At 73.2% G+C, this 20,550-nt stretch carries 19 protein-coding genes and 3 pseudogenes; 10 read left to right on the top strand and 12 right to left on the bottom strand.

The features are described from left to right. Positions 1 to 286: 286 nt before the first annotated feature. The gene (locus tag QQG74_RS11370; protein WP_341720259.1) at positions 287 to 1,636 is read left to right on the top strand and encodes a hypothetical protein; all 1,350 of its coding nucleotides are present in this window, start codon (positions 287 to 289) and stop codon (positions 1,634 to 1,636) included. 18 nt (positions 1,637 to 1,654) lie between these two features. On the opposite strand, the gene QQG74_RS11365 is transcribed toward QQG74_RS11370, so the two are convergent. The 8 genes and pseudogenes from QQG74_RS11365 to QQG74_RS11330 form a co-directional block, all read right to left on the bottom strand. Then, on the bottom strand, positions 1,655 to 2,638 hold the full coding sequence (locus QQG74_RS11365; RefSeq protein ID WP_341721201.1) for a DNA topoisomerase IB: 984 nt from the start codon (positions 2,636 to 2,638) through the stop codon (positions 1,655 to 1,657). Then, positions 2,622 to 3,574 (bottom strand): annotated as a pseudogene (locus QQG74_RS11360) (glycosyltransferase family 9 protein). The gene QQG74_RS11365 and the pseudogene QQG74_RS11360 overlap by 17 nt, the downstream one beginning before the upstream one ends. Beyond that, positions 3,571 to 4,260: an SDR family oxidoreductase gene (locus QQG74_RS11355; protein WP_341720258.1), complete on the bottom strand. Its 690-nt coding sequence runs from the start codon at positions 4,258 to 4,260 to the stop codon at positions 3,571 to 3,573. Before QQG74_RS11355 ends, QQG74_RS11360 begins: the two are co-directional and overlap by 4 nt. Before the next feature lie 76 nt (positions 4,261 to 4,336). Beyond that, a pseudogene (locus tag QQG74_RS11350) lies at positions 4,337 to 5,756 on the bottom strand (PfkB family carbohydrate kinase). 10 nt (positions 5,757 to 5,766) lie between these two features. After that, positions 5,767 to 6,441, bottom strand: a complete 675-nt coding sequence (locus tag QQG74_RS11345; RefSeq protein WP_341721200.1) for an SIS domain-containing protein — start codon at positions 6,439 to 6,441, stop codon at positions 5,767 to 5,769. Continuing rightward, on the bottom strand, positions 6,438 to 7,655 hold the full coding sequence (locus QQG74_RS11340; protein WP_341721199.1) for a glycosyltransferase: 1,218 nt from the start codon (positions 7,653 to 7,655) through the stop codon (positions 6,438 to 6,440). The genes QQG74_RS11345 and QQG74_RS11340 overlap by 4 nt, the downstream gene beginning before the upstream one ends. After that, the gene (locus tag QQG74_RS11335; RefSeq protein WP_341721198.1) at positions 7,646 to 8,617 is read right to left on the bottom strand and encodes a glycosyltransferase; all 972 of its coding nucleotides are present in this window, start codon (positions 8,615 to 8,617) and stop codon (positions 7,646 to 7,648) included. The genes QQG74_RS11340 and QQG74_RS11335 overlap by 10 nt, the downstream gene beginning before the upstream one ends. Positions 8,618 to 8,711: 94 nt before the next feature. Next, positions 8,712 to 10,367 (bottom strand): annotated as a pseudogene (locus tag QQG74_RS11330) (HAD-IIIA family hydrolase); the annotation flags it as partial. A 289-nt stretch (positions 10,368 to 10,656) separates the two neighbouring features. Here QQG74_RS11330 and QQG74_RS11325 point away from each other — a divergent pair. Both QQG74_RS11325 and QQG74_RS11320 read left to right on the top strand, forming a co-directional pair. Beyond that, positions 10,657 to 11,085 carry an SRPBCC family protein gene (locus QQG74_RS11325; RefSeq protein ID WP_341720257.1) on the top strand — a complete coding sequence of 143 codons (429 nt, stop codon included), beginning with the start codon at positions 10,657 to 10,659 and terminating at the stop codon, positions 11,083 to 11,085. A gap of 97 nt (positions 11,086 to 11,182) precedes the next feature. Then, positions 11,183 to 11,950, top strand: a complete 768-nt coding sequence (locus QQG74_RS11320) for a polyprenol monophosphomannose synthase (protein WP_341720256.1) — start codon at positions 11,183 to 11,185, stop codon at positions 11,948 to 11,950. Between the two features lie 23 nt (positions 11,951 to 11,973). Here the strand turns inward: QQG74_RS11320 and QQG74_RS11315 are convergent, their stop codons facing one another. After that, the gene (locus QQG74_RS11315; protein WP_341720255.1) at positions 11,974 to 13,587 is read right to left on the bottom strand and encodes an NAD(P)/FAD-dependent oxidoreductase; all 1,614 of its coding nucleotides are present in this window, start codon (positions 13,585 to 13,587) and stop codon (positions 11,974 to 11,976) included. 69 nt (positions 13,588 to 13,656) lie between these two features. Between QQG74_RS11315 and QQG74_RS11310 the strand changes: the two genes are divergently transcribed. Next, positions 13,657 to 15,090, top strand: coding sequence for an aldehyde dehydrogenase family protein (locus QQG74_RS11310; protein WP_341720254.1), 1,434 nt, complete (start codon positions 13,657 to 13,659; stop codon positions 15,088 to 15,090). Between the two features lie 82 nt (positions 15,091 to 15,172). Here the strand turns inward: QQG74_RS11310 and QQG74_RS11305 are convergent, their stop codons facing one another. Continuing rightward, positions 15,173 to 15,574 (bottom strand): ChaB family protein, encoded by a 402-nt coding sequence (locus QQG74_RS11305; RefSeq protein ID WP_341720253.1) that lies wholly within the window; start codon positions 15,572 to 15,574, stop codon positions 15,173 to 15,175. Positions 15,575 to 15,725: 151 nt separating this feature from the next. On the opposite strand from QQG74_RS11305, the gene QQG74_RS11300 reads away from it, so the two are divergent. The 5 genes from QQG74_RS11300 (at position 15,726) to QQG74_RS11280 (ending at position 18,447) form a co-directional block, all read left to right on the top strand. Continuing rightward, complete coding sequence (locus QQG74_RS11300; RefSeq protein WP_341720252.1) at positions 15,726 to 16,703, top strand: YihY/virulence factor BrkB family protein; 978 nt, start codon at positions 15,726 to 15,728, stop codon at positions 16,701 to 16,703. A 46-nt stretch (positions 16,704 to 16,749) separates the two neighbouring features. Further along, on the top strand, positions 16,750 to 17,166 hold the full coding sequence (locus tag QQG74_RS11295) for a DUF2795 domain-containing protein (RefSeq protein ID WP_341720251.1): 417 nt from the start codon (positions 16,750 to 16,752) through the stop codon (positions 17,164 to 17,166). A 49-nt stretch (positions 17,167 to 17,215) separates the two neighbouring features. Next, on the top strand, positions 17,216 to 17,677 hold the full coding sequence (locus tag QQG74_RS11290) for an SRPBCC family protein (RefSeq protein ID WP_341720250.1): 462 nt from the start codon (positions 17,216 to 17,218) through the stop codon (positions 17,675 to 17,677). Positions 17,678 to 17,820: 143 nt separating this feature from the next. Further along, positions 17,821 to 18,078, top strand: coding sequence for a hypothetical protein (locus QQG74_RS11285; RefSeq protein WP_341720249.1), 258 nt, complete (start codon positions 17,821 to 17,823; stop codon positions 18,076 to 18,078). 153 nt (positions 18,079 to 18,231) lie between these two features. Then, positions 18,232 to 18,447, top strand: a complete 216-nt coding sequence (locus tag QQG74_RS11280) for a hypothetical protein (protein ID WP_341720248.1) — start codon at positions 18,232 to 18,234, stop codon at positions 18,445 to 18,447. Positions 18,448 to 18,485: 38 nt separating this feature from the next. Here QQG74_RS11280 and QQG74_RS11275 read toward each other — a convergent pair whose 3' ends face one another. Next, a complete protein-coding gene (locus QQG74_RS11275; protein WP_341720247.1) occupies positions 18,486 to 18,929 on the bottom strand; it encodes a hypothetical protein in 444 nt (147 codons plus the stop codon). 161 nt (positions 18,930 to 19,090) lie between these two features. Between QQG74_RS11275 and QQG74_RS11270 the strand changes: the two genes are divergently transcribed. Next, a complete protein-coding gene (locus tag QQG74_RS11270) occupies positions 19,091 to 19,465 on the top strand; it encodes a DUF6401 family natural product biosynthesis protein (RefSeq protein WP_341720246.1) in 375 nt (124 codons plus the stop codon). 98 nt (positions 19,466 to 19,563) lie between these two features. Here the strand turns inward: QQG74_RS11270 and QQG74_RS11265 are convergent, their stop codons facing one another. Beyond that, positions 19,564 to 20,406, bottom strand: a complete 843-nt coding sequence (locus tag QQG74_RS11265; protein ID WP_341720245.1) for a hypothetical protein — start codon at positions 20,404 to 20,406, stop codon at positions 19,564 to 19,566. Between the last annotated feature and the right edge of the window lie 144 nt (positions 20,407 to 20,550).

The raw sequence follows: 20,550 nt of genomic DNA, 5'->3' as shown, positions 1-20,550 counted from the left end.
GGTCGCCCCTCAGGCTCGGCGGCCGGGGGGCGATGGTCGTCAGGACGGCGACATCCCGGTGGAATCAACAACTCACCGGGAAAATCACGCCGGTTCACGGAGGTGCATCCGGCCGGGCGTGCCGGCGGGCGGCGCCAGCCCACTTCTGGACATGAGCCCTCTCGGGCAACGATCTCTGCCCTGTGGGATGCACACGGTTCGCTTGCGCCCGACTACGTCCGACGGGCTTGCTCTGTGAGTGGGTAGCAGACGCGAGCGTCGCGAAACAGCGTGCGCGGCGGACAGGTTGCCGCAGCGAACCGCCGCGGCGCCAGTGGCCCTGCTCGGACTCCAGCGTCTCGCGGGAAATCGTGCCGTCGATGCTCTGCTGACGGGTGCGACAAAGGCACCGGGCACCGGGTTCGTGGTGCAGCGCAGAGAGGAGAACAACGCCCCGCTCGCGGAGATCCAGGGTCTGCCGATGTACGACCTGTTGCCGCGATTGGCCAGGCTCGGCGAGCAGGTTCTCAGGGACGAGGAGGCCGGCGGGTTGGTCGGCGGACCGAGGCTCGTGCTCGCCATGCAGACCGTGCGCGCCAAAATGCAGCGGGATCTGGAATTTCTGCTCCGCGAGAAAAATCGGGTCGAGACACTTCCCCGGGATCAGATCGCGGACATTGTCAACTTCCTGTGGGGGCCGAGCGTCGGCACGAGCATCGCGCTCGTGAACACGGATTTGGAGATGGAGCCGATAATCGCGCCACCGGCCAGCGTCCGACTCCCGGGCGAGCCGGCGCACGCTGGCGACGGCGGCATCGTCGTGGACGACGAGTCCGGCCCGCAAGGCATCAGCGACTTCGAAGAAGACCTGCCCGAGAACCGTAACCGCATCAGCGGTGTGGTGCTGGACCCGGAAACCAGAGAGATCATCGGTTACCGGACGTTTCATGCTGACGGAATCTCCCGGCTCGTCGATCGCGAGGGAAATTTTGTCGTCGATGCCGGGGTTGCGATCGGCGTCGAATCCGAAGGACTCGGTCCGCTGGACTACGTTCCGACGCCGTCCGGAGTCGGCAAGGGCGCCGCTGGCGTCGCCGCGAAGCTGCTTGTCAAGGGCGCGCTGAAGAAGGGCACAGCCACCGGCGGCAAGGTGACGTTGGGTGTCATCCTGAAAATGCGGAGTGTCGCCAAGGCGGTCGCCAAGAAAGCGATTTCACCCAACGCGGAAGGAAAGGCTTTCATTCAGGCGGTACGATCCGGGCAACGGGTCAGCCGCACATTGTCCGTCGAGGCGGCCGAGTCTCTCACGAAGAAATTCGACAAGGGCGCGCCTATCGTCGCGTCAGAATTGAACAAACGCGGCATCATCGGGCCTTTTGATTCCTTCTCGGTGTTCACCAGAGGCCACGGCGGCGCGTACCAGGCCCATCACATCATTGAACAGTCCGTGCTCAAGCATCTTGGGCACGACGTCCAAAAGGCCCCGTCGATCATTCTGACCGCCGGCCAGCATTCGCCGATTTCTACCGCACTGGCCAGGAAGATCCCCAAGGACGAACTGGAGCATCTGACCAAGAAAGAGATTCTTGATTTATACCGGAAGGTCTACAAGGGTATGCCGGAGTGGATCGCCGAAGTGGAGCGGTATCTCAGATAGGACCCGCCGGCTCCCGGCTCAGGACCGCTCAAGCAGGGTCAGCACCGCCTGTTCGGCCTGCTCGCGTGGGGTGTCCCGGGTGACCGGCGCGACCACGCCGTCGTGGAACAGGTCCACCACCCGGGGATCGACGTATGACGTACGGGCCACCGTCGGGGTGTTGCCCAGCAGCTCCGCCACCTCCCGCATCACCCCCGCCACCGCCCGCCGCCGCGCGGTCGCCGACCGGGCCGAGGTCCACCCGGCCAGTTCGGTGGCGGCCCGCACCGTGGCGTGCCAGGTGCGGAAGTCCTTCGCGGTCATCTCGCCACCGCTTGCGGTACGCAGATAATCGTTGATCTCGTCGGCGCGGACGTCCCGCCAGGTGGTGCCGTCCCAGTAACCGAAGAGCCGCTCGGCCGCCCGGCGTCGGCGGCGCAGGTCGAGCAGCACCCGGCACAGCTGCGGATCCTCGACCAGCCGTACCTGCTCGATGCCGCCCTTGGCCGGGAACTCGAAGAGCACGCAGCCGCTCCGGGCCCGGGCGTGTTCGGGGCGCAGGGTGGCCACCCCGAACGTCGGGTCGTCGCCGGCTGCGTACTGGTCACTGCCGACCCGGAAGATGCCGGTGTCCAGCAGCCGGGTCACCGTCGCCAGCACCCGCTCCCGGCGCAGCCCCCGCCCGGCCAGGTGGTGACCGACCCGCTCGCGCAGCACCGGCAGCCGGCGCGCCACCTCCAGCACGTGGTCGAACTTCGCCTCGTCCTGCCGCTGCCGCCAGACCGGGTGGTAGAGGTACTGCTTGCGGCCGGCGGCGTCGATCCCGGTGGCCTGGATGTGCCCGTTCGGGTACGGCGAGATCCAGACCTCCCGCCACGCGGGCGGAATCACCAGCGCCCGCAACCGGGCCAGCTGGTCCGGGTCGCGCACCGGCACACCGCGCGGGTCCAGAAACGACCAGCCCGCACCCCGCCGACGCCGCGCGTACCCCGGCCGGCCCGGATCGCTACGCCGCAACCGCACGGTCGGCACGCACCACCCGTTCCACCTCGTCCACCGCGGCCAGCACCTCGTCCACGCCGAGTGCGGCCATCGCGGGATGGCTTCCTACCCCGTTCCAGCCCGGCCATGCCGCCGGACCGGCCCAGAGCGCCCGGTGCCGCCGACGCCCCGGTGGTGGCCCCCACCGGCTCGGCGGGACCGGGCCGAAGAGCACCACCGAGGCGACCCGGTAGCCGGTGGCCAGGTGCGCCACCCCGGTGTCCCCGCTGACCACCAGGCGGGCACCGGCGACCAGGGCCGCCAACTCACCGAGGTCGGTCCGGCCGGCCAGCACCGCGTCCGGCGGCAGCCCGGCGTCGGCCGCCACCCGGGCAGCGGCCGTCCGCTCCCCGCGCTGCCGGTGAGCACCACCCGATGCCCCCGGCGGGTCAGCTCCCGGGCCAGGGCCGCGTACCGGCCCGCCGGCCAGCGCTTGGCGGCGATCTTGGACCCGGGATGCAGCACGGTACGGCCGGTGGGCACGCCGGGCCGCGCCGGACGGCGCAGCTCCAGGTCGCCCGGGTCGGCCGGGATGCCGTACGCCGCCAGCAGCCGGCACCAGCGCGCCACCTCGTGCTCGTCGTCGTCCCACGCCGGCCCGTCGACGTGCCCCGCGTCGGGGTTGGCGAAGGCGAGCAGGCGCTCGGGCCGGGTGGTGGCCAGCAGCCGGTGCGAGTCCGGTCCCCGGCCGTGCAGGTTGACCGCGACCTCGACCGTACCGGCGGGGCGGTCCAGCCGGTCCAGACCGCCGGTCGGCAGCAGCCGGTCGACGCCGCCGACCAACTCGACAAGCGGCCCCAGCCAGGCCGGCGCGGCGAGCACCAACTCCCGGTCGGGATGGGCCGCGCGCAGCGCCCGCAACGCCGGGACCCCGGTGGCGAGGTCACCGACGCCCAGGGCACGCAACGCCAGAATCACGGGTACGACGTCTCCTGCTCGGCACAGACCACCAGCTCACGAACCGCGCAGCCGGCAGGCTGGGAGAGCGCGAACAGCACCGCGGCGGCGGTGTCCGCCGGCTCGTTGAGCTTCGCGTCCGGCCCCGGGCGGTACTGCGGATCCCGCTCGTCGAAGAACGCGGTACGCATGCCGCCCGGCACCAGCAGGGTGACGCCGACCCGGCCGGCCAACTCGGCGGCGAGTGCCCGGGTGAACCCGACCACCCCGAACTTGGCCGCGCAGTACGCCGTCGCGTCACTTACCGCCTTCAGCCCGAGCGTGGACGCGACCGTGACGACGCTGCCCCGGGACGCCTCCAGGAACGGCAGGGCGGCCCGGATCACCGCCGCGGTGGCGAGCAGGTCCACCGCGACGATCCGGTCCCACGTCTCGCCCGGTACGTCGGCGAGCCGGCCGGGCACGTCGATGCCGGCCGCGGTGACCACCGCGTCCAGCCCACCCACCCGCTCGACGAGCCGCCGGGTGGCCTCCTCCGCACCCCGGGTGTCGGCCAGGTCGCACTCGATCCACGGCACCCCGTCGGCGGGAGCCCGCCGGTCCAGCACCAGCGGCCGGCCGCCGGCACCGGCCACCGCCGCGACCACCGCCGCACCCAGCCCGCTGGACCCACCGGTGACCAGCACCGTTTTTCCGACACCGCTCATGCCGGCACTCCGCTTCGCTCCGCGCCGCCATGAGGCACCAACGCACTGAGCCGATGATTCGCTCGCTGACGCTCGCTCATGCCGGCACTCCGGCGGCGCGGGCGGCGGCGATCATCTGGCTGGTCGACCGCCCGTCCAGATAGGGCACCACGACGGTGTGCCCGCCCCAGCGGTGCAGGATCTCCGCCTCGGGCAGCGCGTCGTCGTCGCCGGTGGCGTAGTCCCCACCCTTGACCCAGATGTCCGGCCGCAGCCAGGACAGCGCCGCCGCCGGGGTCGACTCGTCAAAGATCATGACCGCGTCGACGCAGCTCAACGCGGCCAGCAGCCGGCTGCGGTCGTCCTGCCGCATCACCGGACGGTCCGGCCCCTTCAGCCCGCTGACGCTGGCGTCGGAGTTGAGACACACCACCAGGCAGTCGCCGAGCTGCCGCGCCGCCTGGAGGGTCGCCACGTGACCGGCGTGCAGCAGGTCGAAGCAGCCGCCGGTGGCGACCACCGTCCCACCGGCGGCCCGGACCCGGGACACCACGGCGGCGGCGGCGGCCACCCCGACCCGGTCACCGGCGACCGCCGCGTGCACCGCCTGCGGCGCCCGGCGTACCGGTGCCGGCAACGCGGTGGCCACGCCACCGCCCGCCACGTACGCGGAGGCCTCGGCCACCGCCTCCTGCACCGCCTCGGACACCACCGCGCCACGGGCCAGGGCGAGCCCGGCGGTGGCGGCGAAGCGGTCCCCGGCGCCGCAGGTGTCCCCTCGGCGGCGAGCGGCGCGGGCACCATCAACGGCGTCGAGCCGGCGTGGCTGAGCAGCGCGCCGTCGGCGCCAAGCGTGACCGCGACCGCCCCCGCCCGCCACCGCTGCCGCAGCCGGTCGGCCCCTCGGCGGCACTGGCCAGCCGGGTGGCGGCGGCCGGCACCTCCACCAGTTCCCGTACCTCCGTCTCGTTCGGGGTGACCAGGTGCACCCCCGGCACCGCCGCCGGCCCGCGCGGATGCGGATCCCAGACCAGCGGGGCCCGGGTCGCCGCCAGCGCCGCCCGCAGCGCCGGCTGCCGGGCCACCCCCCGGCCGTAGTCGCTCACCAACACCACCGAGGCCCGCTCGATCGCGCGCAGCACCGCCTCGGCGGGCTCACCCGGCTCCCCGGTGCCGCCACCCCGGTCGTGCCGCAGCAGCACCCGTCCCCCGGCGCGCAGCCGGATCTTCTCCGGAGTGGCACCGGCCAGCGGCAGCGGGAACACCTGCACCCCGGCAGCGGCCAACAGCACACCGAGCCGGGCCCCGCCCGCATCATCGGCAAGCGCGGTGACCAGCACCACCTCGGTGTGGTGCAGCGCGGCGAAGAGGGCGGCGAGCCCCGCGCCCCCCGGCCGGTCGACGTGCACCATCTCGTCGAGCACCGGTGCCGGCGAGTCCGGGCAGAGCCGGTTGACGATGCCCTCGACGTCCCGGTCGAGCAGGGTGTCGCCGACCACCACCACGGGTCCCGTCACGATTGTCTCCTCACGCCTCGACCGCCCGTCCGACACCGCCGTCCAACACCACCTCGACCCCGGCCCGCACCGGGCCGGCGGCCGGCGCGGCGGGAACGGACGGTGCCAGGTACTCCCGCATCGCCCGTTCGACGTACTCGCAGAGCAGGTGACTGGAGACCAGATGCAGCTCCTGGACCACCTGACTGTCCGGCGAGTCCACGGCCAGCACCTCGTGACAGGCGTCGGCGAGCGGGTTCGGCGCCGGGCCGGTCAAGGCCCAGCAGCGCAGTCCGGCGTCCCGCCCGGCCCGCGCGGCGGCGAGCAGGTTGCCGCTGCCGCCGCTTGTGGACAGCAGCAGCAGCACGTCGTCGGGGCGGCCGTGGGCGCGGACCTGGCGGGCGAAGACCTCGTCGTAGCCGTAGTCGTTGCCGATCGCGGTAAGCGCCGAGGTCTCGGCGTGCAGCGCGATCGCCGACAGCGGCTGACGGTCCTCGCGCAGCTTGCCGACCAGTTCGGCGGTGAGGTGCTGCGCCTCGGCGGCGCTGCCGCCGTTGCCGGCCACCAACAGCCGGCCGCCCGCGGTGAGCCGGCGCGCCAGCGTGGCACCCCAACGGGCGAGCAGCGGCTCGCACCGCCGGTACGGGGCCAGCGCCGCCGCCAGCTGCGTCAGGTGCTCCTCCAGTGGGTTCCCCGTCGGCATCAGGCCACCACCCGACTCGGCCGGTGCACGGCGGCCACCTCGGCGTAGACCTCGGCGAGCCGCTCGGCAGTGACCGACCAGGAGTAGTGCTGCCGGGCCCGGGCACGCGCCGCGCCCGCGTAGGCGAACCGGCGGATCCGGTCGTCGAGCAGCCGCCGCAACGCCTGGCCCAACGCCCTCGGGTCCCGGGCCGGCACCAGATCGCCGGTCACCCCGTCGACCACCGTGTCCCGCAGCCCACCGACTGCGGTGGCCACCACGGGCACCCCGCACGCCATCGCCTCCAGCGGGGTCAGGCCGAACGGCTCGTACCAGGGCGCGGCGACCAGGATGTCCGCCGACCGGTACCAGCGGCCCATCTCCTCGCGGGGCACCGCGCCGACCAGCCGGACCCGGTCGGCCACGCCACAGCTGCGGGCCAGGGCGCGCAGTCGACGCGCGTACGGGTCGGTCTCCAGCAGGCCGGCCGGCGGACCGCCGACCACCACGCACTCCGCGTCGGGTACGTGGGTCATCGCCCGCACCACGGTCTGGAAGCCCTTGCGTTCCACAAGCCGGCCGACGGTGAGGATCCGGGCCCGGCCGGGCTCCTGCTCGGCGGCCGGTCCCAGCGGGGCGAAGGTGGCCAGGTTGACCCCGGACGGGATGACCGTGATCCGGGACCGGGGCACCCCCATCCGGACCAGCTCACCGACCTCGTCGCGGCACTGGGCGATCACCCGGTCGACGGTGCGGCCCAACTGGAGTTCGGAGCCGATCCGCCGCGCCGGGCTGGTGTCCTGAACCCCCTGGTGGCGGCGCTTGACCGTGCCGAGCGCGTGGTACGTCTGCACCACCGGTATCCCGGTCTGCCGGCTGGCCTGAAGCGCCGCCAGCCCGCTCATCCAGAAGTGCGCGTGGATCACCTCGGGTGCCCAGTCCCCGCCCCGCCAGCGTTCCACCAGCCAGGCGCTGAACGGCTGCATGTGCGGCAGCAGCGCGTCCTTCGCCACCGGCTCGGCGGGACCGGCCGGTACGTGCACCACGTCGTAGCCGTCCGGGGCGCGTACGGTCACCGGCAGGTCCACCGCGTCGCGGCGGGTGTAGACGCGTACGTCGTGCCCGGCGGCGACGAGCGCGGCGGAGAGCTCCGCGACGTGTGTGTTCTGGCCGCCGGCGTCCTCGCCGCCGAGGATGGCGAGCGGGCTGGCGTGCTCCGAGATCATCGCTATCCGCATACTTCCTCCTCCAGGAGCCGGTCCCAGTCGGCGAGGAAACGGTCGAGGCCGTAGCGTTCGCGGGCGGCGGCCCGCGCCTCGGCTCCCGCCCGGCGCGCCCGGTCCGGTTCGGCGACGAGCCGCTCGGCGGCCACCAGCAGGGCGTCGACCCGGGTGGCGAGGGCACCGGCGCCCGGCGGTACCGCCATCACCGCCTCGGTGGTGGCCAGCGCCACCACCGGCATGCCGATGCTCATCGCCTCGATCAGGCTCAACCCGAGCGAGGTCCATCGGCACAGGTGCAGGTACGCCCGCCGCCTGGCCAACTCGGCGTGCATCCGGTGCTGCGGCACGTCGTCGTGGCTGGTCAGCCGGTCGGCGGGCAGACCCAGCTGCTCCGCCAGCCCGGCCACCTTCAGGCCGAACACGTCCAGCGGGGCGATCTCGGCGAAGCGGGGCAGCAGGTCCGTGCCGGTGACCCGCCAGCGACGCACCGGCTCGTTGATCACCACGGCCAGCCGGTCCAGCTCGCCGGTGTACTCCACGGTCGGCGGCACGATGCCGTGGTCGACGACGGTGGTCCGGGTCGAGCCGGTGTCCCAGAAGAGTTCGTTGAACGCGGTCACGTGCGCGACGAGCAGGTCGTCCCGGTCGGCCATGGGATGGCGGCTCTGCGGGACCTGCCCGTCCTTCGGGGTGTTGTGCTCCACGTAGATCGCCGGCAGGTCCCGACCCGGTCGGCGGCCGAGCCACTCGGCCGCCAGGTCGATCTCCTCCGGCCGTTGCAGGATGACCACGTCGACCTCGGCGTCGCGCAGCTGCTCGGGGCTCACCTCGGCCGCGCTCTCCGGCCAGGTGTAGGTGCGCGCCCGGCCGAGACCGTACGGGCCCCGGTCCGGGGTGGCCGGTACCAGGTAGCGGTGCTTGCCGTGCACGAACGAGGTGGTCCAGGAGCCGTGCACGTGCCAGAGCAGGATGTTCATCGTGTCCTCCCACCGCCGGCGGGCACCGGCGGCGCGGCCCGCGACACCGGGCTGAGCAGGGCCGCCGGGGGCTCGCCGCGCTGCGGTGCGGTGCCACGCCAAGCAGCCGCAGGGCGTCGAGCACGGTGTCCGGCTCGACACCGCTGAGGCAGGGTGCCCGGGCACCGGGCAGTGCGCGGCGCGGGTGTCGCGGCAGGCGGCGGTGGCGTCGCCGAGGCGTACCGTCGGCACCCGCCAGGGCCCCACTGGCCGAACGGGACGGTCGGGGCGAAGAGGCTGACCACCGGCACGCCGTGCGCGGCGGCCAGGTGGGCCGGGCCGGTGTTGCCGACCACCACCGCACCGGCGGCGGCCACCACCGCGGACAGCTCGGCCAGCCCGGTGCCGCCGCCCAGGTCCACGGCGTGCCGGCCGGCGACCCGGGCGGTGAGCTCGCGCTCCGTCGGGCCGCCGGTGACCACCACGCGGTGCCCGGCCGCGGCCAGTCGCCGGGCGATCCGCTCGGCCACCTCCGGCGGGCAGCCCCGGCCGGCGCGGCCGACCCGGGATGCAGCACCACGTACCCCGGAGCACCGGCCTCGGGCGGCGGCGGCGCCACCGGACGCAGTCGAAGGTACGGCTGGTCACCGGCGGGCAGCGGGTAGCCGGCCGCGGCGGCCAGCGACAGGGCGCGCTCGGCCTCGGGCACGCCGACCGGCACCCGGTGCCGAACGTCCAGCAGGCTGCCCGGATAGTCGTCGCTGATCGCCGCGATCCGCCCGACGCCGGCCATTCGCAGCAGCAGCGCCAGCGGCAGCGGCGACTGGTGGAACGAGGTGAAGATGACCGCCTCGTCGGCGGCGACGGCGGTCAGCCGGTTGACGAGTGCGGCCAGTGCAGCCGAATCGACCGGCGCGGGCGCCGGGTCGATCCACGGCAGCGCGTGCTCGACCACCTCGTCGACGCCGGGCAGCAACTCGGCCGCGGCCCGGCCACGGGGACCGCAGAGCAGCACCACCCGGTCCGCACCGGCGGCGACCGCCCGGATGCCCGGCCCGGTCACCAAGACGTCTCCCGCCGAGTCCGACCGCACCACCAGCACCGTGCGCCGGGCAGCGGTACGCACCGACGTACCACCGACAGCCGGGTCGGCCGGCGCGGCGGCGCACGGCGTGGTGCCGACCGGCCCAGCGGGGTCGGCCGGTGCGGCGGCGGACGGCGTCGGTCGCAGCGCCGCCTGGCGACGCAGCAGTTCCGCGACCGCCGAGGGCAGGTCGCTGGCCACCCAGGGTGCCGCGGCGATCTCCTCGGTCCGGGTCACCGGCGTCGGCACCAGCAGGCCGGTGGCACCGGCGGCAAGCGCGGCCGTGACGTCGCGACCGATGTCGCCGATCAGGACGCAGCGGGCGGGCACGGTGCCCAGCGCTTCGGCGGCGGCGTGCACCAGACCCGGTGCCGGCTTGCGGCAGGCGCAGCCGTCCCCGTCGTCGTGCGGGCACACCAGCCAGGAGTCGAAGGGGCCGAGCAGGGTCTCGATCCGGCGGTGCACCCGGTCCAGTTGCCGCTCGGTGAACAGGCCCCGGGCGAGCCCGGACTGGTTTGTCACCACGGCGAGCTTGAGCCCGGCCGCGCGCAACCGGTCCAGCGCGGCGCGGGCGCCCGGCATCGGGCGTACCTTGTCCGGATCGCCGTTGTACGGCACGTCCTCGACCAGGGTGCCGTCCCGGTCCAGCAGGACCGCGTCGAACAGCACCGGCCCATCGGACAGCACCGGCCCGGCATCGGACAGGACCGGCCCCGGCGCGGCCCGGCCGGCAGCGGCCAGCACCCCGGCTGACCTACGCTGATCCGGCTCCCCATGGTCCTGTCGCACGGGCGGCGGGTTCCCGGCGCCCCGGGGAGTAAACGTCGGTCGCGGCGCGGTGCACGGTACGCGCGTCGGCAGCGCTCGCTCGCCGCCCGCGGTGGCCTTACCCACGGCCCCCGAGAAGCTAACCCATCAGCCCGGTTAGCCAGCGTTACCGGCTGGGTACGGCTAGGCGGTGGCGATCGTGGAGAGAGTGATCGAGGCCCCCGTCAAGCAGGTCTGGGCAGTCCTCGCGGACGGCTGGACCTACAGCGACTGGGTGGTTGGCACGGCGCACATGCGCGACGTGGACGAGGACTGGCCCCGGGTCGGATCCCAGCTGCACCACCGTGCCGGACCGTGGCCGTTCTCCCTGGAGGACTCCTCCACCGTGCTGGCCTGCGAACCGGAGCGTCGGCTCGTGCTGCGGGTCAAGCTCTGGCCGGCCGGCGAGGCGGTCGTGGTCTTCACCCTCGAACCGGTCGGCCCCACCTCCACCCGGGTGCTGTTGGGCGAGGACTTCGCCGCCGGCCCCCTGCGCTGGGTGCGCACCAAGCTCAACGACCTGGTGCTGCACCTGCGTAACAAGGAGACGCTGAGCCGGCTCTCCGACATCGCCCGACGGCAGAAAACGCCGGACTGACCAGCCGCGACGAGCAGGCCGGGGAGCGTATTTCCCCCCGGAAGGGACAACTGGCTACGCTCTGGGGGACCCCGTCCGCCGACCGAGGATGTCCCCCATGATCGAACCCGTCCAGTTGCCCTCGCCGTGGCGGGACGTACGGCTGACCGTCGTGGTGCCGACCTACAACGAGGCGGGCAACCTGCCAACGCTTGTCGAGCGGCTGCTCGCCCTGCCGCTGCCCGGCCTGAAGGTGCTGGTCGCCGACGACAACTCCCCGGACGGCACCGGCGAGGTCGCCGACAAGCTCGCGATCGAGCATCCCGAGCGGATCGAGGTGGTGCACCGGCCGGGCAAGGAGGGCCTCGGTCGGGCGTACGTGGACGGGATCGGCCGGGCGCTGGACGGCGGGGCCGAGTACGTGGCCCAGATGGACGCCGACCTGTCCCACCCGCCGGAGGCGCTGCCGGGCATGCTCGGCGCCCTGCTCTCCACCCAGGCCGGGGTGGTCATCGGCTCGCGTTACGTGCCGGGCGGCGAGCTGGACGAGAACTGGCCGCTGTACCGGCGGGCGCTCAGCGGTTGGGCGAACCTCTACGTGCACACGCTGCTGCGGGTGCGGATCCGGGACCTGACCGCCGGTTTCAAGATCTGGCGGGCCGACGCGCTGCGCGACATCGGGCTGGAGCGGGTCCAGTCCAACGGCTACAGCTTCCAGGTCGAGATGCACTACCTCGCCACCAAGTTGGGGCACACCATCCTTGAGGTGCCGATCCGGTTCGAGGAGCGCCGCGACGGTGCCTCGAAGATGACCACCGCCACCAAGATCGAAAGCGCGTTGATGCCGTTCAAGCTCCGGACCCGCCACCGCAACCTCGACGGCTGACGCGATCAGCCGACCGCCCGGCGTCAGCGGTAGATGGCGTGCTGGGCGGTGGCCACCGCCCGGTGGTAGACCTCGCCGGTGACCGCCCGGTCCCGGGCCAGGGCGGCCCGGGCCGCGTTCGCGCCCGGCGCGCCGTGCACCCCACCGCCAGGGTGCGCCGATGCGCTGGCCAGGAAGAGTCGGTCCACAGGCGTGTCGGCACGCCCCAGACCGGGAATCGGGCGCAGGAACAACTGCTGGTAGGGCGCGGCGGTGCCAGCACCGAGGGCACCGCCGACCAGGCTGGGATTGGCCTGCTCCAGGTCGGCCGGGCCGGCCACGTGCCGGCCCACGATCAGGCTCCGGAACCCGGGGGCGGCGGCCTCCAGCACCGCCTCCATCCGCTCGACGTGCTCGACGACCTCCTCGGCCCGCCAGTGCCGGCGGAACGGCAGATGGGTGTACGACCAGAGCGACTCGGTACCCGGCGGGGAGTGACTCGGATCGGCCACCGACATCTGTCCGACCAGCAGGAACGGATCGCGCGGTCGCTCGCCGCGGGCCAGTGTGGCGGCGTAGTCGGTGAGCCCGTCGAGATCCGCGCCGAGGTGCACGGTGCCGGCGGTGGCCAGTTGCCGGTTGGTCCACGGCACCGGCGCGGAGAGGGCCCAGTCGACCTTCACCGTCGAGCCGTCCCAGCGGAAGTGCTCCAGGTCGGCCACCAGCCGGGGTGGTAGCGCCGCCGCACCCACCAGATCCAGGTAGAGCGCGGGCGCGGGCACGTCGGCCAGCACCGCCCGGCGGGCCCGCCACAGCTCTCCCCCGGCCGTGCGTACGCCCATCGCCCGGCCCCGGGCGAGCAGCACCCGCTCCACCCGGGCGCCGTAGTGGATGCGACCGCCCCGCTCGGTCAGCCGGGCCACCAGCGCGTCGGTGATCCGCTGCGCCCCGCCGGCCGGCACCGGCCAGCCGACCTGCTGGCCGAGCATCACCAGCAGCCACCCGTACAGGCCGGAGCCGGCCTCCTCTGGCGACAGGTCGGTGTGCAGGGCGGAACCGGCCAGCAGCGCCGGACCGCCCGCCCCGGCGAACATCTCCGCGCCGAGCCGGCGTACCGGCAGCACCATCCGCCGGGCCAGCCGCAACGCGCCGCCGGTCCGCAGCCGGCGCAGCAGCCGCAGGCCGCCACGGACCGGCGGGAACGGTGTGGTGATCAGTTCCGTCAGCGGCCCGGAGATCTGCCGCCACTGCGCGTACGCGGCCAGCCAGCGCTCGCCGTCGCCGGGCGCGAACGTCTCAAGCGAGGCTGCGGTGACCATCGGGTCGAGATTGAGCAGTGCCGCCCGGTCGTCGGGGAAGAGGTGGGCCAGCACGTCCGGGGCGTGCCGCCAGGCGAGCCCGTACCGGTCGAGGCCCAGCCCGCGCAGCACCGGCGAGATGTAGCCGAGCGGGTAGAAGGAGCTGTAGAGATCGCTGAGGTAGCCGGGCGCGGTGACCTCGGCCGAGCGGACCGCGCCACCCGGCACCTCGGTCGCCTCCAGCACCACCACGTCCCAGCCCGCGTCGACGAGCAGGTTCGCCGCGACCAGCCCGTTGTGGCCGGCACCGATAACCACGGCGTCGGCGGGTTCGGCACCGGAGAAACCCCGCGAGATCATCCATCGGCGCTACCCCAGACCCGGCCGGCTGAAACGTTTGTCCGCTCCGGGCCGGGGCATCCTGCGCCCATGTACACGGTTGCGCAGCTGATCGGTGGCGTGTGGGGGGCCGGCGGCGAGGCCGGTGAACTGGTGGTGCACGACCCGGCCGACGGCAGCCGGGTGACAAGTGCGCCGATGGCCACCGCCGACGAGGTGGGCAAGGCGGTGGCGGCGGCCCGGGGGGTGGCGGCGGAGTGGGCGGACACGGCTCCGGCCGAGCGGGCCGCCGCGTTGCACCGGGCCGCCGACGCGGTCGCTGCTGCCGCCGACGAACTGGCCCAGGCCACCACCGCCGAGATGGGCAAGCCGCTCGCGGATGCCCGCGGCGGCGTCGAGGCCGGCATCGCCACCCTGCGGCAGTACGCCGAACTCGCCCCGGCCCGGGGCGGGCGTACGCTGCACGGCTCCCCCGCCGCGCTCGACTTCATGACACCGCAACCGCGCGGCGTGGTCGCCGCCATCACCCCCTGGAACGACCCGGTCGCCGTTTCCTGCGGACTGCTCGGCGCGGCTCTGGTCACCGGAAACGTGGTGTTGCACAAGCCGAGCGAGCGAACCCCCGCCACCGGCTGGCTGCTGGCCCGGGCGTTCGACGCCGCGCTGCCGGCGGGAGTGCTGTCGCTGCTGACCGGCGGCCCGCAGACCGGCGCGGCGCTGGCCGCCGCCGAGGTGGACGTGGTGGCGCATGTCGGCTCCACCGCCACCGGCCGGGCCATCGCCACCGCCGCCGCCACGACCGGCGCGAAGGCGCTGCTGGAGAACGGCGGCAGCGACCCGCTTGTCGTCGACGCCGACGTCGATCCGATCTGGGCGGCGACCCAGGCGGCCCAGGGCGCCTTCGCCAACGCGGGGCAGATCTGCGTGGCGGTGGAACGGATCTACGTCCACCGGGACCTCGCCGAGGACTTCGTGGCGGCGCTTGTCGACCGGGCCGCCGCGCTGCGGGTCGGACCCGGTCGGGACCCGGGCACCGAGTTGGGTCCGCTCGTCGACAGGCGCCACCGCGACCAGGTGCACGGGCAGGTCACCGCGGCGGTGGCCGAGGGCGCCCGGATCCGCGTCGGCGGCACGCTGCCGGACGGCCCCGGTGCCTTCTATCCCGCCACGGTGGTGGACAACTGCCGGCACGACATGGCACTGGTCCGGGAGGAGACCTTCGGTCCGGTCGCGCCGGTGGTGGTGGTCGACTCGTTCAGCGAGGCGCTGCGCTGCGCGGCCGATTCGCCGTACGGGCTGGCAGCCACGGTGCTCACCGGTTCGATGAGTCACGCCCAGCGGGCCTGGCGGGAACTTCCGGCGGGCACGGTCAAGGTGAACGCCGTCTTCGGCGGTGCCCCGGCCGGTGCCGCCCATCCGCGCCGAGCCAGTGGCCAGGGTTTCGGTTACGGCCCGGAGTTGCTTGACGAGTTCACCGCCGTGAAGGCGGTGCACATCGAGGCACCCGGCGGCGGCCACTGGTGAGCCGCGACGCCACCGGCCGGCACCACGTGGGCCCCTGGCCCGAGCCGTACGCTCGGATCAGGGGCCCGTCGCCGACGGCGGGTCAGTCGCCGCGCGCCCTGGCGGTCTGCCGGTCGTTTGCCTTCTGGATGGCCCTGACCAGTTCCGGCTTGGTCATGCTCGATCGCCCCCGCACGTCCAGTTTGCGGGCGACCTCCATCAGGTGTTCCTTGTTGGCGTTGGCGTCGACACCACCGGCGGTGGGTGCCCGCCGGGCCGGACCGCCGCCGGCGGCCTGCTTGTCGCTCGGCCCCTTGCGGCCCTTCGGCTCCCAGTGGTCGCCCACCTTCTCGAACTCGTGCTTCACGGCGGCGAAGGCGGTCCGGTGGGCCCGCTCCCCCTCGCCGTACGTCTCGACTGCGGAGTCGTGCGTCTTCTCCCAGGTGCGCTGCGCCTTCTCCGGGGAGCGCCGCAGCGTGCTGGGCAGTACCTCGCGCCCGGGCATCTCGATCCTCCTCCGTGTGCGAGCCATTCCCCCTGGCGTTCCCCACGGCGGCACCGACAAACCGCCGGCCCGGTTTGCCGGCGGACCGTGCCGGGTACCGGCGCCGGCACCGGCGCGCGGCGCACGTGCCGGCCGGCGACAGGAGCGGTACATGGCGACGACGACCCCCGAGACCTCGACCACCGACGCGCCGGTGTCACCGCTGCCGGGCATCCGCCAGTTGCACTGGCCCACCTGGCGCGGCGTGCTGGTCCGCAGCGGGCGCAACTATCTGCGGGACAACTGCACGGACTGGGCCGCCGCGCTCACCTACTACGGGGTGCTGGCGCTGTTCCCCTCCACCGTCGTGGTGGTCGCCCTGGTCGGGCTGGTCTCCGATGGGGAACGCACCGTCGACACGGTGCTGGACCTGGCCCGGGACATCGGTGCCGGCTCGGTGGTGGCGGACGAGAGATTCGTCGGGGTGATCCGGGCGGTGGTGGACCAGAACAGCTCGGCCGGGGTCCTGCTCAGTTTCGGCCTGCTCGGCGCGCTCTGGTCGGCCTCGAACTTCATCGCCTCGTTCACCCGGGCGTCGAACGCGATCTACGGGGTCACCGAGGGGCGGCCGGTCTGGCAGCTGCGCCCGACGCAGCTCGGTCTCGCGGCACTGTCGCTGGTGCTGCTCGCCACGGTGGCCGCCGGCCTGATCGTCAGCGGCCCGGTCGCCGATGCGGTGGGCAACCTGGTGGGTGCCGGCGACGCGGCGCGTACCGCCTGGTCCGTGGCCAAGTGGCCGGCGCTGGCGCTGATCGCGATGCTGCTGCTCTCGCTGCTGTTCTGGGCCGCACCCAACGTCCGCCAGCCGAGGTTCCGCTGGCTCACCCCCGGCGGGGCGGTGGCCCTGCTCGCCTGGGCGCTCGGCTCCTTCGGCTTCGGCCTGTACGTGGCGAACTTCGGCTCGTACGACGCCACCTACGGCAGCCTGGGCGCGGTGATCGCCTTCCTGGTCTGGCTCTACCTGTCCAATTCGGCGCTGATGCTCGGCGTGCAGATCAACGCCGAACTTCAGCGCGGCCGGCTGCTCCAGTCGGGTGCGACCGACACCGAGGAACCGGTGCTGGCACCGCGCGCACGGGCCGATTCGTGACGGCTTGCCGGGTTTACCAAAGGCGCGCTCGGGTAGCGCAGAAGGTATGGAACGCGGCAACAGCAAGCACTCACCGAGGGTCGACGAGCAGATGAGCCAGGAGGTCAACGGCCTCGTGCAGGGGCCGGGGACCGGAGGTTCCCGGGTCGACGAGTTCCGGGTGCCGGAGCCTGCGGGTGAGGACCAACCGGAGCCGACCACTGCGCCGGCCGGCGACCTGCGCAGCGGCAGCCCGCAGGGCATGACCTCCTCCGACGTCGAGGCACGTAGCCGGCTCGGGCGGTTCATCACGATGACCGCGCTGCCCGGCGACCGGGCCACGTTGCTCGCCAACGCGCGGGACAACGAGGCACCCGACGACGTGCTCGCCGAGCTGGAGCGACTGCCCGAGGACACCCACTACCAGACGGTGTCCGAGGTGTGGGCGGCGCTCGGACACAAGAACGAGACGACGCGCTGGTAAGGCGGACCGTCCCGGTCCGTCGAGCCCGCATGCGCAGAAAGGGATGCTGATGAGTGGCGTTACCGAGCATGTCGATGTGGCCGTCCCGGTGCGGACGGCGTACGACCAGTGGACGCAGTTCGAGGAGTTCCCCCACTTCATGGAGGGTGTGGAGGAGGTCCGCCAGCTCTCCGACACGATGACCCACTGGACGGTCGAGATCGCCGGCGTCAAGCGCGAGTTCGACGCCGAGATCACCGAGCAGCTGCCCGACGAGCGGGTCGCCTGGCGCTCGACCGGCGGCACCCAGCACGCCGGGGTGGTCACCTTCCACCGGCTGGACGAGCACAACAGCCGGGTGAGCCTCCAGTTGGAGTTCGACCCGCACGGCGTGGTGGAGCAGGCCGGTGACAAGCTCGGCGTGATCGATCGCCGGGCAAAGGGTGACCTGCACCGTTTCAAGCAGTTCATCGAGCGCCGTGGCCAGGAGACCGGTGCCTGGCGCGGAAAGGTCGACCGCCCCCAGCCCTGACCCCCGTACCCGTCTCAGCTGGCCGCCGCACCGTCGGCGGCCAGCTGCGTTGATCATGAAAACGTCGCCAGCTCGGCCAGCGTCATGGTCAACAGCTGCGAGGGGCCGGTTTGTGGGGGTGGGGTGGGGGTACGGGTTAGGGCATGAGCGAGGACAGGGTGTGGCGTAACGAGGATCGGCTGTCGGCGAAGGAACTGGATCGGGCCGTCGCCCGGTCGTCGCTCGACGGGCAGGCCGACGACGTGACCGCCAACGACGCCGGTGAGGAGGCCGCCTTCGGGCACGGCCCCGAGCCGGTCGACCGCGGCGCCGAGATCCCGGGCAGCGGTCGCGAGCCCACCGACCCGGACCGCGCGTACCGCCCCTCCACCACCGGTCGCACCGGCCCGGACAACCTCTGACCGGCAGCGGTGGCCCGGTCCGCAGCTCACCGTGCGGCGTTCATCCGGGCAGCAGCGGTGACAGTGGGCCGAATGGGTGACGTTGCGGACAGGTCGGCCAGAATCGGCCGTTCGGCTGACGGCAATCGCGGCGTCCCGCGCAAGACTTTCGGAATGCATCAGGGCTCCGGCTACCTCACCACGCGCCAGCGTCGCCTGGCATGGCTCGGCTTCCTTCTCGCCGCCGTGCAGGCCCCCGTCTCCGCCAAGCTGGTCTCGGACAGTTCCTGGCTGTTCAGCCTCTGCGTCGCCCTGATGGTGGCGACCGTGATCATCGCCGACGACGCCGCTCGCCGCCGCCCGGCCGCCGGCACGTCCTCCGCCGACTGACAGCTACCGGCCAGCCGGGTCCGCGCCGGCGTCCGGGGTTACTCACCCGGGCGCGCCTCGTGACCGGGCCGGCCCCGGGTCCGGCGGCGTTCCTTCATCTCCGCCTCGTAGAGGTGCCGCCGGCCGCCCACCAACTGCTCGCGGGCCGCCCGGTCCACGTCGCGGAAGAGCGCGTGGTAGCCGTCGTCGAAGTCCTCGACGATCTGGAACGTCCACCGGCCGGCGATGACGTTGCGCCCGATCAGCTCGTCGGCGATCCGGTCGGCGATCACCGGGTGTCCGGCGTCGCGGAACATCCGTACCGCGTCGTCGAGCATGAGGTCGGCGTGCCCGATGAGCTGGTGCAGCGAGTAGAGATGGCCGCGCGCCCGCTCGACACACTCCAGGGCCTCGCTGAGTTTGCCCAGCGCCGCCACCGTGTCGTCGCTCACTCCGGCGGGCCGCCGGTGCCGCTCGTCCGGTCCGTCGGTGGACGGGTCCATGGGTACCTCCCAATGCCGGCCATGTTGCAGTTCGTCCCGTTCTGCTGTCCGGTCCATGCCGGCTCGATCCCGCCGGTCAGTCAACCGGCGACCGGCGTACCGCCCGCACCAGCCGAGCGGCCGAGGGCACGGCCGGTACGGGTTGGATACATTCGTTCCCCATGCGCGTGCCGTCGAACCGGGTTTCCGCCCCCACCGCCGTCGACTCGACGCGGTCCACCCTGGTGGCACTCACCAACGCGGTGGGCCTCGACGGGCTCGCCGCCGCCAGCCACCTGCCCGGCCTACGCGCGGCTGTCGATCAGCACGCCGCCGCGGTACGGGAGAGCCTGCACGGCGACCGACGGCCGCTGACCGCCGCGACGCTCGCCGGTTACGCCGAGGGAATCCGGTCGGTCGCCGAGGAACACGGCTGGCAGCCGCCCACCGACCCGGTGTACTGGCCGGAGGCGGACTGGGTGCTGGTGCGCCTGCTCGCGGTCTGCGCGCTGAGCGCCAGCCTGGACACGCCGACGCCGCAGCCGCCGGTTCCCTGAGGCACGCCGACGCCGCAGCCGCCGGTTCCGTGACGACGGACGGGCGCCCGCCAAACGGCGGACACCCGTCCCGGGTCGCGCGGACCTGATCAGGCCCGTCACTGCCGGTACTGCTGGGGCTGGTCGCCCATGTTTCCGGACTGGTAGGTGCCCCGCCCGCCGGCCATCTCCCGGCCGGGTTCGGCGCCCGCCCGGTCGGCCATCTGCCGTTGCATGTCGCTGCGGCCGGCCGCGGCACCCTGCTGCTGTTCCCGGACCGCGCGCGACTCCTCGGCGATCCGATGGAGCCAGCCCTCCCAGCGGTTCTGCATCGGCCGGACCAGACCACCACCGACCCCGACGATCAGGATGCCGGCCACCGTGGCGAGCACCGCGACAAGCACGGGTGTGGTCACGGTGGTGGCGATGCCCACCTGGTTCAGCGCGGCGATCACGCCAAGCGCGATGATGAAGAACGCCGTCAGGTCGGCAAGCACCTTGCCGTACGACAGGCCGCCCAGCGCCCCGCTGACGAGGTCCCGCACCGCGTTGGCGATCGCGAAGGCGATCACCACGATGACGATCGCGACGAAGGCTCGCGGCAGCCAGGCCACCACGCCCGCGATCAGGTTGCTGATGGCGTTGGGGCCCCAGACCCCGAAGGCGAACTGCAGCGTGAACAGCAGCACGGCGTAGTACGCCAGCTTCGCCAGGATGTCACTGGCGTCGTACTTGGTCCGTTCCAGCGCCCGCTTGATGCCGCCCCGTTCGACCGCCCGGTCGAACCCCACCCGTTCCAGGACGGTGTCGACGATTTTGAGCACGGCTCTGGCGATGAGCCACCCGATCACCAGGATCGCGATGAACGCGATGGCCCTCGGCACGAACAGCAGCACCGAGCGCCACATGTCGGCCACGGCGGTACCGATGTCGACCTGCCTGGCCGCAAGGGTCTCCGGCATGATGTCCCTCCTGTCGCATGGTTTGCCCCGCGCGCTTACCCCAACGCCGGGACGGCACGCCGCGCCGGTCCCCTACTTTTTCTCGGACAGGCCGCAACAGAACCACCCTGACCTGGCCTTTTGTCCCGACCTCGGCGGATCGGA

This window comes from Micromonospora sp. FIMYZ51 (assembly GCF_038246755.1).
Lineage (GTDB): Bacteria > Actinomycetota > Actinomycetes > Mycobacteriales > Micromonosporaceae > Micromonospora.
This window is presented reverse-complemented; position numbering and strand designations above follow the sequence as displayed.